9 protein-coding genes are annotated in these 13,338 nt (G+C 46.3%); 5 read left to right on the top strand and 4 right to left on the bottom strand.

Annotation, left to right across the window (positions count from 1 at the left end; all coding sequences use genetic code 11):
- Positions 1 to 503: 503 nt before the first annotated feature.
- Positions 504 to 1,271: a DUF481 domain-containing protein gene (locus tag LLW17_RS15910; RefSeq protein WP_228231281.1), complete on the bottom strand. Its 768-nt coding sequence runs from the start codon at positions 1,269 to 1,271 to the stop codon at positions 504 to 506.
- Positions 1,272 to 1,667: 396 nt separating this feature from the next.
- Between LLW17_RS15910 and LLW17_RS15915 the strand changes: the two genes are divergently transcribed.
- From LLW17_RS15915 to LLW17_RS15935, 5 genes are all read left to right on the top strand, one after another.
- A complete protein-coding gene (locus LLW17_RS15915) occupies positions 1,668 to 2,969 on the top strand; it encodes a hypothetical protein (RefSeq protein WP_228231282.1) in 1,302 nt (433 codons plus the stop codon).
- An 857-nt stretch (positions 2,970 to 3,826) separates the two neighbouring features.
- Complete coding sequence (locus tag LLW17_RS15920) at positions 3,827 to 5,317, top strand: glycoside hydrolase family 28 protein (RefSeq protein WP_228231283.1); 1,491 nt, start codon at positions 3,827 to 3,829, stop codon at positions 5,315 to 5,317.
- The gene (locus LLW17_RS15925) at positions 5,314 to 7,188 is read left to right on the top strand and encodes a rhamnogalacturonan lyase (RefSeq protein ID WP_350355218.1); all 1,875 of its coding nucleotides are present in this window, start codon (positions 5,314 to 5,316) and stop codon (positions 7,186 to 7,188) included. Before LLW17_RS15920 ends, LLW17_RS15925 begins: the two co-directional genes overlap by 4 nt.
- Before the next feature lie 10 nt (positions 7,189 to 7,198).
- Complete coding sequence (locus tag LLW17_RS15930) at positions 7,199 to 8,671, top strand: sugar-binding domain-containing protein (RefSeq protein WP_228231284.1); 1,473 nt, start codon at positions 7,199 to 7,201, stop codon at positions 8,669 to 8,671.
- Entirely contained in the window at positions 8,650 to 10,077 is a 1,428-nt protein-coding gene (locus LLW17_RS15935; RefSeq protein WP_228231285.1) for a DUF8487 domain-containing protein, read from the top strand. The genes LLW17_RS15930 and LLW17_RS15935 overlap by 22 nt, the downstream gene beginning before the upstream one ends.
- Before the next feature lie 3 nt (positions 10,078 to 10,080).
- On the opposite strand, the gene LLW17_RS15940 is transcribed toward LLW17_RS15935, so the two are convergent.
- The 3 genes from LLW17_RS15940 to LLW17_RS15950 form a co-directional block, all read right to left on the bottom strand.
- Complete coding sequence (locus tag LLW17_RS15940) at positions 10,081 to 11,022, bottom strand: glycoside hydrolase family 43 protein (protein ID WP_228231286.1); 942 nt, start codon at positions 11,020 to 11,022, stop codon at positions 10,081 to 10,083.
- 163 nt (positions 11,023 to 11,185) lie between these two features.
- Complete coding sequence (locus LLW17_RS15945) at positions 11,186 to 12,082, bottom strand: alpha/beta hydrolase (protein WP_228231287.1); 897 nt, start codon at positions 12,080 to 12,082, stop codon at positions 11,186 to 11,188.
- Positions 12,083 to 12,200: 118 nt separating this feature from the next.
- Positions 12,201 to 13,322, bottom strand: a complete 1,122-nt coding sequence (locus tag LLW17_RS15950) for a glycoside hydrolase family 88/105 protein (protein WP_228231288.1) — start codon at positions 13,320 to 13,322, stop codon at positions 12,201 to 12,203.
- Positions 13,323 to 13,338 lie beyond the last annotated feature (16 nt).

Raw genomic sequence — 13,338 nt, forward strand, 5'->3', positions numbered from 1 at the left:
TCTTACCGTTGTCGAACTCCTTTAAAATTTTTGCAATCTGTGTAGGTGTGAATTTACTGCGTCTCATACTGTTTAAAATTAAGAATTATTATACTTCTAAACAGTTCGGTTTTAGGGGAAGCTTACACAAGAACCTGTTTAAACGGGAATTGTTGGAAGATATAGGGATTTACAATTATCATAAGTTCAAAATAAAAAATACTAAAAATCAATGGTCAAACCGGACCGATTAGCATTACTCTTTTGATAGAAAAAACTTGAAAAAATGATAATTTTTATAGAAAGAAATTAAATTATCTTTTGCTGAGATTACCCGATCTTGGTAAGATCGATATAACCTTATCAAAATAGAAAAACACTTCAATAGCACTCGGAGATTACTTTGAAGAATTTATAAAGTAAATCGTCTTTCAGGCAAGAACAGCATAGGAAACCGCCCCGATTTTACTCAGGACGTGAACGCACAACCCGTATTACCTGGCTAATAGGGTGCACTTCAAAAATCATAAACTGATGCCTATTCCAATGTTTAGGTTGGAGGTATATTCCCGGGTATTCAACGGGGTTTTACTGTCAAAATAGTAATTGTACGCCGTAAAAACTTTAAACCACTCCGCCAGGGGAATGTCCAGCCGAAACTGCTCCAGAATCCGGTAGTCGCCCAGTTCCCGATACAGGGGTTGATAATAGACCGTGTTTGCTACAGAAAATTTAGATGATTTGGTAGCATACGACACCGTGAGGTAGGTGCTGTTCCGGTGATTGTAATTGGTCGTGCCTGCGCGTTCGCTAAACTCAACCTCGTACAGATAACTGTTGCCCGCATAGCCGGTAAAACGATCCCTGTCCATCCATTTAACCCGAAGACCTGCCCCAATCAGGTTGCGCTGTTCGACCACCAGCAGCTGGTTATATTGCCCCTGTATAAAGCTTTCCAATCGTAACCATTGCATTCCCTCAAACTTATAATTAAATCTTCCGTGAAGAAACCAGGCGTTCTGCAGATTTTCCGCTCCAGAATCGATTAGCCGGTAATTTCCGATCAGGAAATAGAGCTTCCGGAGATCTTTAGACTTTAACTGGGTAGTCAGGGCGATATCTATTTGGGTGACCTGTTTGCCATCGTTATTGGTATGGTTTAACGAGAAATCCCCATTAAGTGCAAACCGCAACGAGTCGGTCTGCATACGTTTGGATTCGATATTCACCAATTGGGCAAAGCCTACACCTGAAACCAGGCAAAGGCAGCATAAGAATAGAATTCTAATCATAAATTTTGCTGAACCCCAAAAATAAAAATATCTTTTCCAATACGCCCGAAGGCCTTCCTTATTTTCCTGCCGGGCATCCGGCTTTATAAAGCAATCAGGTTCAGTTTATTGACGCGTCCGTTTTACAACAAAGGACTCCCGTAAACTACCCTAATACAGGCCTCAGCGCATTTAAATCTCGATTACCGAGTAAAAAATAAAACTGCCTTTACATTTTCATTACATTCATTGGCATTGTAATTGATACCTTTGAAAAAGGCTCAACAGGTTGTATTTTTTTGATCCTATTGAGTCCAAAACCGGTAAGCGTAGCTTTACTGTTCTTAACGATTCTGGTCACAAACCAACCTACACTAAACGCTTTTCTATATTTTCTAAAACGCACCTCCTTAGCTTATGAATAATTTCATTTTTCGATCAGTACTTCTTGCAATTACAGTTTTGTTGTTTTCCTGCCAGGAAGATGATAATCTTTCTCAAACCGACTATTCTATTGAGTCTGATGCGTATTTCCAAATAAGCAGCAAGTATCCCAATGGCTGGATCAAAGAGGCCAAGCGTGTAGACAATCTGGAAAATCCCTATGAGCAATTTGAATATTATGAGAACGGGTATCTCAAAGCTGCTAAAATCTATTCGAGCTTTCCACAGCAGCATTTGTATATGGAAGTGAGCCGCAGTGAAGACAATAAGCCCCTTTGGTCTAAATATTACACCCCTGAAGGTGATCTATGGTTTGAGACAACCTATAAGGATGGACTGGCATCAGAGAAAAAGGTGTACACCGGGAAGGGTGTATCAGTTTATCAGTACGAAGATGGCGACCTTACATCTGTAGAATTTACAAGAGCCGATGCTAACGCAACAAGTTCAACGGTATACGATAAAGCCGAAGGAACCCGAACCGTTATTATTAAAAAAGACGGAGCAACCCTTTTAGAAGAAGTGTATCCGTACACCGAAAATATTGGTGCCTCGATACTAACCAACAATCAGGTCCCACTGGCTAACCCCTTTACTAATCCTGAAGGCAATTATAGTAAGCTTATTGAATCGTTCGCTCAAGATGCTATTTGGCAAATCAATGCAGATCCTATAGAAGGCGTACCAGCCTATCGTAACTTTTACGAATTTTATGCTCCTAACACCACTTTTGCCACAAAATTTGCGGTCAACTCAGAACTTTACCAATCGATAATAGAACAGTATCCCGTTACCGAAGATCAGGTTCTTACTTTAAGTTACCAATATATAGAGGGTCGCAACAGCTTCCTCCCGCCCTATCAGGAGCGCTTGTCCCTAACTGAAGAAATGGAACAGGACCCTTCCCTTTTTGAACTGAAATACGGGAATGAATATGTTGAAAAAGTGTCTTACGGTAAAATACTTTATATGGTAGGGGCCTTACGTAATATGCCCACCGATTATAACGCAGCTAGCGAAATTAAAAATGCAGCTCGTAAGCAAATGAACTTTATCCTTTATGGAACGAATGAGTTAACGGCCAAAGAACAGGAGGTTCTCGATAAGGTGTGGTTTGAAGTGAAGTTTTTCTCCACGCTCAAGGCGCATCGCAATGGGATTGTTTTAACTAACAACGACGACTATAATGCGTTTGCTCAGGAGTTTCAAGATTCTGAATCTTCAATCATTCAACTGGAGTATGCGGCGTTTGAACAGCTGATTACCGGCAGTTAAACGAACTCGGGCTCTTAAAGCCTGCAACCTTACATGCACATCAAATTTAACGATACCCTCTTGCAGGTCATTTCTAAGATTAGAACTAAGAATACAATTCTTTAGTCCTCCCTCGGTTCAGAATAGCTGTAGGTAGCTCCGAAGGACAGCAGCGATAGCGACGCGGAGCTGACAAAGTGGTTTTCGCCCGGATGGCGAAAAATTCCTGAGCGAGGTTGTCTTTTCTTTTGGCGAGCCTGCACTGAGCGATAGCCGAAGGGTTTCTTTGGACAAGCAAACCGACGATAGGAGGTTCACGAGCTCCAAAACCTATAAGCGACAGCGAGCTAAAGAAAATGAACAGAACATTTTATAGAGACTATACTTATCAAACCTGAAAGATTAAGGAAATGGTATTTGTTTCCAGAATGATAAAATCGGCATATAGAAAAGATCTCGTAAAATTTGAAATGAGTGCTTCGTAAAATTTTCTGCTGTTTGACCCGCAGGGGAGTTCAGAAAATTTAGAAGCCGAATGATAAATTTAGAGATCGTTTCTTAAGCCTAGACTTTTTTGGTTCTTTTACCTGCCCTGAGCGCAGTCGAAGGGTGGGCGATGCAAAAAAGAACAAAACATAATATAAAAAATACTTATTTCAACCTAAGAGGTCACTTTATAAAACTGAGCATTCATCATTAGAATTCCATCAATTGACCATTTTTGATTGCTAAGACTTTGCTTACTATTCCAGCAAAAATCAGAACACTACATTTAATTTAAAGAAAACTAGTTCTTTCATCTTACCCATCAGGTAAGAACAGGATGCCTTATCCTGCTAAAATCAGGAACTTGATTCGCATACCAGTAGATCCTTGCAATGAAATCAATCGTATCTGTTTTATCCTTTGTTTTTTTAAGTCTAACCGCCTGTAAAAACACCAACTCAGACGGCGATCAGGCCATCGCAGAACCGGCCGCCTTTCAACCCGAATGGATTGACAAAGTAGGTGCCGATACCATCACCTTTAAACCGGATGTATTTTACGTTAACGACTACGATGCCATCGCAGACGGTAGTGCGTTAGCCACCACCGCCATTCAAAAAGCCATTGACGCGGCTGCCGAAAATGGCGGCGGGACGGTAACGTTTAAACCGGGTAAATACCTCAGCGGTTCAATCTTTGTCAAAGAAAACGTACGCCTTAACATTCCCGAAGGGGTGACCCTCCTGGGCAGCGAAGACATCGCAGATTATCCCGAAATCGACACCCGCATAGCCGGGATCGAGATGCAATGGCCCGCAGCACTCATCAATGTACTCGATCAAAAAAATGTAACCATAAACGGCGACGGACTCGTTGACGGTCAGGGAAAGGTTTATTGGGATTACTACTGGAACCTTAGAAAAGAGTACGAACCCAAAGGCCTGCGTTGGATTGTAGATTATGATGCCAAACGCCCGCGTACCCTGCTCATTCAAAATTCGGAAAACACCCTGCTTAAAGACCTCAACATTCAGCGTGCCGGTTTCTGGACGGTGCAGGTGCTGTACTCCAGCCATGTCACCGTTGACGGACTCACCATACAAAATAACATTGGCGGCCACGGCCCCAGTACAGACGGTATTGATATCGATTCGTCAACCTACATTTTGGTTCAAAATTGCGATATCGACTGCAACGACGACAACTTTTGCCTTAAAGCCGGCCGGGACTGGGACGGCCTGCGTGTAAACCGCCCCACCGAGTATGTGGTTATACGCGATTGCATCGCCCGCGCAGGATCTGGTCTGTGTACGCTGGGCAGCGAGACCAGCGGCGGCATCAGGCACGTCTTTGTTTCCAACATCAAAGGTCTGGGTACCAAAAACGGACTCAACATCAAATCGGCTACCAACCGCGGCGGCACCGTTGAAGACATACGTATGCAAAACATCAAAATGGACAGCGTACGTACCTTTATGGAGGTTTCGATGAACTGGAATCCCTCCTACAGCTATTCCAAACTGCCCGAAGGCTACGATTACGACAGCATCCCGCAACGCTGGAAAACCTTATTGATGGAGGTAGATCCTCCTGAAAAAGGCATTCCTACCTTTAAAAACATTTCGCTTTATGATATTGATGTGAAAGGAGCTCAACGCGCCATTAATGTGAGTGGGATGGAACAGTCCCTGGTGGAAAACATCACCCTAAAAGACGTACACATTCAGGCAGCGGAAGCCGGGCAAATCACACACAGCACAAACTGGACTGTTGAAAACGTGAGTCTGGATATCGTTGACGGTTCTACGCTGAAGATCGAAAATTCACCGGGAATTCGCTTTTCAGATTCGCTGTACACCTCCCTAAAACCAAAGAAACTTTGAAACACAGCTACCTGCTTATCCTTCTGATTTCGGTATTAGGCCTGCAAAGCTGCACAGCCCAGCGCCTGATGGAAAACCTGGACCGCGGCTTAGTGGCGATCCCGCTAAAGGAAGGTTCGGTTGCGGTGAGCTGGCGTATTCTGGGTACCGATCCGGAAAACATAGTCTTCAACCTCTACCGGAAAACCGGAGATGCCGCTCCCCTGCTTGTAAAAGAAGGTTCGGCTACAGATCCTTCCTTCTTTACCGATACCACAGCAGATTTGTCTAAAGAAAACACCTGGTATGTCACTTCGGTTAGCGACGGAAACGAACAGCCAGAGCCCGGCTCCTATACCCTAAAAGCAGCAGCAACCGATAAAAACTATATTTCACTTAAACTGCAACCTATTGAAGGCTATACGGCTAACGATGCCTCGGTAGGCGATCTGGATGGCGACGGGGAATATGAGCTTGTTTTGCATATGACCGGCGTGGGGCACGACAATTCGCACCGCGGCCTCACCGATCCTCCCATTTTTCAGGCTTACAAGCTGGATGGCACCTTACTCTGGCAACTGAGTCTGGGTAAAAACATTCGCGAAGGCGCGCATTACACGCAGTTTTTGGTATATGATTTTGACAGTGACGGCAAAGCCGAATTCGTCTGCAAAACCGCAGACGGCACTACCGATGCACAGGGAAACGTTATTGGTGATCGGGATGCCGACTGGCGCGACACCGATGAGCGTTCGCGCACCTACGGTAAGATTTTAGAAGGCCCCGAATACCTCACCGTGTTTGACGGAGAAACCGGGAAAGCCCTCGCCACAACAGACTATATTCCTCCCCGTGGAGATATCGGTGCCTGGGGCGGTGCGGGCGGGAACGGACATAATGATCGTACCGGTAACCGGGCAGATCGTTTTACGGCCTGCGTGGCCTATCTCGACGGTGTAAATCCCAGCATTGTGATGGGTCGCGGCTATTACGGGCGTATCGTTTTGGCTGCTTTCGATTTTAAAAACACGGAATTAAAATCCCGCTGGGTTTTTGATTCGGAGAACGGGAAAAATCCGTATTCGGGAATGGGAAATCACAACCTTTCGGTTGCCGATGTAGATGAGGATGGCAAAGACGAAATTATTTTTGGCGCGATGACCGTAGACGATGATGGCAGCGGCCTCTATACCACCGGTTTCCGGCACGGGGATGCCATTCACGTAAGCGATCTGGATCCTGAGGTTCCGGGTTTAGAGCGTTTTGGCGTACACGAGATCGAAGAAGGCACCAAAGGCCCCGGCGTGGTGCTCTTTTCGGCAGAAGACGGCAAGGTTTTGTTTGAGGCCGAACCCAATCAGGATATCGGGCGCGGGGTGGCAGCACCCATAGATTCTACCCGCTACGGTGCCCAGATGTGGTGGTCGGGCTCCCGGGATTTATACGAAATTAAAGGAACTAAAATAGGTCCGGCTCCGCGTGCAGCCAACTTTTTAATCTGGTGGGACGGCGACAGCACCCGCGAACTGCTAAACCGCAATTACATCGAGAAATACGGCAAAGGCCGAATTTTCAGAGCAGAAGGCGCTCATTCCGTCAACGGTACCAAAGCAACTCCGTCTCTGTCTGCTGATATTCTGGGAGACTGGCGCGAGGAGCTCATTTTACCCAGCGATGACGGTACCGAACTGCGTATCTACAGCACCACGATCCCAACCGATTTAAGGATGTACACGCTGATGCACGATCCGCACTACCGCCTGAGTATTGCCTGGCAAAATGTAGGCTACAACCAGCCGCCACATTTGGGATTCTATTTCGGTTACGGAATGAAAACCATTCCCAGACCGAATATCAAACTGATTCCTGTGCAGTTAGAAACCAACGAATAAAAACAGTCTTATGAAAATGCGCATCCTCAGTCTACTCTTGCTCGCTGTATCGGTTTCAGCTTTCGCCCAAACCCGCGATACGCTTGATCTGGAAGGTACCTGGGATTTTCAGATAGACCGCGAAGATCAGGGAGAAATTGAAGCCTGGTTTTCAAAAAAACTAAAGGATAACATCATCCTGCCCGGCTCGATGCTGACCAACAATAAAGGCAACGACATCACGATCAAAACGCAATGGACGGGCAGTATCTACGACAGTTCGTTTTACTTCAACCCCCGGTTTAAAAAATATCAGCAACCCGGAGATGTAAAATTTCCGTTTTGGCTTACGCCGAAAAAAGAATACGTGGGTGCCGCCTGGTATCAAAAAGAAATCAACATTCCCAAAAACTGGAAAGACCGGCACGTTTTTCTGTTTTTAGAACGCGCGCATACCGAAACCGTCGTCTGGCTTGATGATCAAAAACTGGGGATGCAAAACTCGATGGTGGCTCCGCATCAATACGAACTGCCTCCCGAACTTAAACCCGGCAAACACACGTTAACCATTCGCGTAGACAACCGCATCAAGGCGATCAATGTAGGCCCCGATTCCCACAGCCTTACCGATCATACTCAGGGAAACTGGAATGGTATTATCGGAAAGCTCAAACTCATCGCAACTCCTTCCATTTATATGGGCAACATTCAGGCGTATCCAAATCGCGAGCGGGCTGAAGTCACCTTCAAGATTCCTGTAAACCAACTGGAAGTCCGTAATTCTAAGGTATCGCTAAGCCTTCAGCTTTCAACCTTCAACACGGCTGAAAAACAAAAATTAGCACCGCTAACCCAATCCTTCCGTCTAAACAAGCAAACCGATACCCTGCAAATTACCGCAAACCTAGGTAATAGCGTTCAGCTTTGGGATGAATTCGACCCGGCTTTATACCTGGCTGATTTCCGCCTAAAGTCCAAAAAAGGAACAGATCAACAGCAGGTTGAATTTGGTGTTCGGGACTTCAAAACGGAAGGAAGATTCTTTACGATCAATGACCGACCTGTTTTTCTTAGGGGGACTCTCGATAATGCGATTTTTCCGCTTACCGGCTATCCACCTATGGATGTACCCGCCTGGGAACGTATCTTCAGCATCATTAAAAACCACGGACTCAACCACGTGCGCTACCATTCCTGGTGTCCGCCTGAAGCGGCTTTTAAAGCCGCAGATCTTGTGGGCTTGTACCTGCAGCCCGAAGGTCCCAGCTGGGCCAATCACGGTACTGCGCTGGGTGTGGGCCGCAACATCGATCGCTATATTTATGAGGAGACCAACCGTATGATGCAGCAGTATGGCAATTATGCCTCGTATATGATGATGGCTTACGGCAACGAGCCCCGAGGCAAACAGGTGGAATACCTCACGGCCTTTAACGATTACTGGAAACAAAAGACACGCGCCGCCTGTATACCGGGGCTTCTGTGGGTGGCAGTTGGCCCGTGATTCCCAACAACGAATTTATGGTACGTGGCGGTGCCCGCGATCTAGACTGGAAAAACCGCGCGCCACAGTCGGCGGCTGATTTTAGCGACAACATCAAAAACTTTAGTGTGCCTTTCGTTTCCCACGAGACCGGGCAGTATTGTGTTTTTCCCAATTTTGACGAAATCAAGAAATACACCGGCGCCTACAAGGCCAAAAACTTTGAACTTTTTCAGGAAGATCTGGCCGATCATCATATGCTTGATCAGGCGGATGCCTTTTTTAAGGCTTCGGGAAAATTGCAGGTGCTGGCCTACAAATACAGTATCGAAAAAGCGATGCGTACGCCCGGCTATTCGGGCTATCAATTGCTTTCGCTGAATGATTATTCCGGTCAGGGAACCGCGCTGGTAGGGATTTTAGATGCTTTTTGGGACCCAAAACCGTATGTAAGCGCGGAGCAATGGCGTGAATTCAGCAGCGAGACCGTACCGCTAGCCGAGTTTCCGAAGTTTGTATTTACCAATGCCGAAACACTTACCGCAGATATCCTAATTGCACACTACGGTGTCGAACAATTAAAAAATTCCATCAGCTGGCAGATTACTGACTTTGATGGCGCAGTCCTCGCAACAGAAACTTTCGATGCGGGTGCGATAGATTATGGACTTTCCGCTTTGGGTTCTGTAAAGTTTCCGCTTCGCGAAATAACCGAGGCTCAAAAATTGACCTTGAGGGTTGCTGTTCAGGATAGCCTTTTTAAAAATCATTGGGATTTTTGGGTATTTCCGGAGTCACTCCCGGAGGTAAAAGGCAGCGTATATGAGTGCACGGTTTTAGACGAAAAAGCGTTACAAGTACTCGATGAGGGCGGCAGCGTTTTATTGAATGCAGCCGGTAAAATCGTCAAAGGCGCCGAAGTGGCACAGACCTTCCTCCCGGTTTTTTGGAACACTTCCTGGTTTCAGATGCGGCCGCCGCATACGCTGGGTTTCGTGGTAGATCCCGAGCATCCGCTTTTTAAGGACTTCCCTACCGATTCGCACAGCGACCTGCAGTGGTGGAGCATCGTTAACAAGGAACAGGTGATGCATCTGGAGGACTTTCCACCCGATTTCAAACCGCTGATTCAGCCTATAGACACCTGGTTTATGAACCGCAGACTGGCGATGGCTTTTGAAGCCAAAGTAGGCAACGGCAAGCTGATCATGCTCAGCGTTGATCTCAACAATGCGGATAAGGACGCCGCCGCGCACCAACTGTATTACAGCCTGAAAACCTATATGAATTCGCCGGAGTTCGATCCACAAACCCAACTGGACGCAGCTTTAATACAGGATTTGATAACAACCCCTTCGCGTCAACAGTTTGACAAATACACCAAAGACAGCCCAGATGAATTAAAACCGGAGCATAATGGGAATTAGATTTTAATTACTAAATACCTCCTGAATCTGCTTCAACTCTGCAGGAGAAACTCGTATCGCAGTACCATGTCTAATCCCATCAGGAAAAGAAACCTGATCCGAAATATCGGTCCAGTTCTTAAGGTCTGCAGATTGAACCGCACCGTATTGATGGTCGGTATATTTATCAAAGTAAACGATCCAATTCTCATCCTTTTGAATGATGGTAGGACCTTCAGCCCAATACTTTCCGGTGATGGGTGCGCTGGCTTGAGAATAGGGTCCGGTAAGGTTTTGCGCGGTGGCAACTTTTAAATTTTTACGGGCAGGCTCACGGGTTTCATCCTTAAGAATCATCACATACTGCTCCCCATCCCATTGTATGGTCGCGTCAATCGAATTAAAACCGGGATCGTACAATACCCGGGCTTTAGTAAACGCTTTAAAATCCTTGGTAAGCGTATAATATATGCGATGATTGTACCCGGCATCGAGCTCCGATTGGGTTTCGGGATACAACCCGGGAATGGTTGTCGCCCAGTAGATCATGTATTCGTCCTTTTGCGCATCATAGGTAATCTCGGGTGCCCAGCAGTTGCGGGCGGTTTCTTCATGTTCCATCACCGGAATCAATTGCTGTTCAGACCAGTTAATCAAATCAGCCGAAGAGGCATAGCCAATACCGCGCTCGGTCCATCCGGTCGTCCACACCATATGATACCTGCCATCTCCGCCTTTAATCACAGCGGGATCACGCATCAGCTTTTGCTCGCCTACTTCGGGAGTCAAAACCGGTTCGTCATTGTTCAGCGCCTTCCAGTTTAACGCATCGGTGCTGTAAGCCAGGTGCAGGCCGTCTTCGCCATTGCCTTTAAAATAAGTGAAAATATAGGCGGGCTCCTGGGCTTTACAGGACGTGAATGCAGTTGCAATTAATACGATAAGTACGGGCAGTTTTTTGAGCATAATAAAAATTTTGGCTATGTATTGTATAATCATTCGAAAGGACTGTCCCCTCGAGCGCAGTCGAGAGGTTATTAGTTCGTGTTATTAGGTTGGCGACTCGTCCCGACAACATTCGGGGGCGCTCGAACTGACTATTAAATGCACGAAATGAATACTATGCTTTTTATTCAGCAATCAATCCATGCTTCTTCATCCACAGACTTAAAGCTTCCGGCCAGGCATTGGCAGTAGCCGAAGTGCCCATCCCAAAACCATGACCGCCATCTTCATACAGGTGCAATTCTACCGGCACACCCGCATCTTTTAAAGCCGAATAATACCGAATGCTGTTTTCAACCGGTACTGCACCGTCATCGGTAGCGTGTACTAAAAACGTCATGGGTGTTTCCGGCGTAACCTGATACTCTCCGCTAAACTTATAAACCGCTTCCTGTGTTGGTTTTTTGCCCAACAAATTATCTCGCGAACCCTGGTGCGTGATGCCCTCCTGCATACTGATGACCGGATAAATTAAAATGGAAAAATTTGGCTTTGCCGAAACCCCTTCTGTGTTTTCATAAACCACATCCTCATAATGGGTAGATGCCGTTGCGGCTAAATGCCCTCCGGCTGAAAAACCCATAATGCCCACTTTAGCCGTATCAATACCCAACTGTACAGCGTTTTCCCGAACGTATCGAATGGCCCGCTGCGCATCCTGAAGCGGACCAATACTTTTGTCTTTCATAACACGATCGTGAGGTAAGCGGTATTTCAATACTATTCCGGTTACGCCCTGCCCGGCAAACCAGGCTGCCAGTTTATAGCCTTCCTTGTTGATGGCTAAGTGTCCATAGCCGCCACCCGGACAAATGACTACGGCCGTGCCATTGGCCTTACCGGCTTCCGGCTTAAAAATGCTCAAAGTGGGTACGCTTACTTTATTATAACCGCGTATCGCTTCTCCTTCCAATTGCTGCTCTTCCCGGTAATCTGCATCTGCAATTCGACCGGGTATTTCATCCCAAAGCGCAACTTCCTGCTGTTGTGCGATAAGGGCATTGCTTACAAATAAGCTCATTAAGATTAGGTGTTTTAATTTCATTCTGTAATTTAAATAAAGGCTGGAAAATACGCGGCTTTTAAAAGGCTTATTCGTTGTTCTCGCGCGATTCTATCGCGTGCTTATCAAAAAGCTACTAATCAATACGATACATTTCAGCACCAGCTAAAAGAAAACAACCCAGACCATAATCTTCAAAATCGGGAATCTTCTCGTAAGAAAGCGGCTGACCGTCCTTAGGCTCTTTTCCGGTAGATTGCAACCAGCCCAGGAATCCGTTTTCATGCAGGCTGTCTGAAATCATCGCATTCCAGGCCCTGGTCACGACGGGCAGATATTCCTCACGGTCTAAAAGTCCGTTATTGATGCCGTAGGCGATCCCATAAACAAATAAGGCTGTACCTGAAGTTTCCTTGCCTCCAAAATGGGTAGGATCGTGCAAACTCACATTCCAAAACCCGTCTTTGCGCTGCACTTTGGCAAGGGCTTCGGCCATAGCCTGTAAATCTTCAACATACTGCTCCCGATGCGGTGCATCTTCAGGAATGATGGAAAGCGTTTTGGCCAAAGCGGCAATCACCCAACCGTTCCCACGGCTCCAATACGAATCTTCCCCGTTTGGCTCGGTGTACGGCGGATCAAAATCTGCATCCCGCCACCAGAGTCCGTCTTCCGGATTAAAAAGTCCGTTACCTCCTATTCGGTTTCGGCTTTCCATATACATCTGGTACATTTTTTCGAAATAGCGTTCGTCATCTTCCAGCACACCCATTTTGGCAAAAACCGGCATCCCCATTTGTATGGCGTCAATCCAGTCCCAATCGTCGTTTTGGGGCGTAACCAAAAACTTCTGCATACAGGCACGCGTGTTTTTTAATTTTTCAGGATCGGGCTGCAGCATGTACAAATCGATATAGGTTTGCGCGGCATCGTAGTCATCGGCATTGCGGGTCTCGTTCCCACTGCGGAAGCCCCATTGGTGAAAATTGGCCCAGTCTAAAGCATACCGGTAATATTCGGCTTTGGGATAGATCTCGTGCAGCGCCATCAGCCCTTCGTAGTAAACACCCCGCGTCCAGATGTTGCTGGGGCGTTCTTTATTGGTAATAATGGTCTTGCCCACATCAGGCCATTTCTGCATAAAATAGGCATTGGCCAGTTCCATTTTTTCAAGAATCGCATCGCGTTCTACCGGTTTCTGCGCAGCACAATTAATGCTGAAAAGAGCACCGAAAACGAGGAGTATGTATTTTTTCATCAGTTTGATTTTGAAC

Origin of the sequence: Leeuwenhoekiella parthenopeia (assembly GCF_020782115.1) — a bacterium.
Classification (GTDB): domain Bacteria; phylum Bacteroidota; class Bacteroidia; order Flavobacteriales; family Flavobacteriaceae; genus Leeuwenhoekiella; species Leeuwenhoekiella parthenopeia.

Coding starts and splice junctions, on each gene's coding strand:
- LLW17_RS15910 (WP_228231281.1), bottom strand. CDS start 1,271: ATGATTAGAATTCTATTCTTATGCTGCCTTTGCCTGGTTTCAGGTGTA.
- LLW17_RS15915 (WP_228231282.1), top strand. CDS start 1,668: ATGAATAATTTCATTTTTCGATCAGTACTTCTTGCAATTACAGTTTTG.
- LLW17_RS15920 (WP_228231283.1), top strand. CDS start 3,827: ATGAAATCAATCGTATCTGTTTTATCCTTTGTTTTTTTAAGTCTAACC.
- LLW17_RS15930 (WP_228231284.1), top strand. CDS start 7,199: ATGAAAATGCGCATCCTCAGTCTACTCTTGCTCGCTGTATCGGTTTCA.
- LLW17_RS15940 (WP_228231286.1), bottom strand. CDS start 11,022: ATGCTCAAAAAACTGCCCGTACTTATCGTATTAATTGCAACTGCATTC.
- LLW17_RS15945 (WP_228231287.1), bottom strand. CDS start 12,082: ATGAGCTTATTTGTAAGCAATGCCCTTATCGCACAACAGCAGGAAGTT.
- LLW17_RS15950 (WP_228231288.1), bottom strand. CDS start 13,322: ATGAAAAAATACATACTCCTCGTTTTCGGTGCTCTTTTCAGCATTAAT.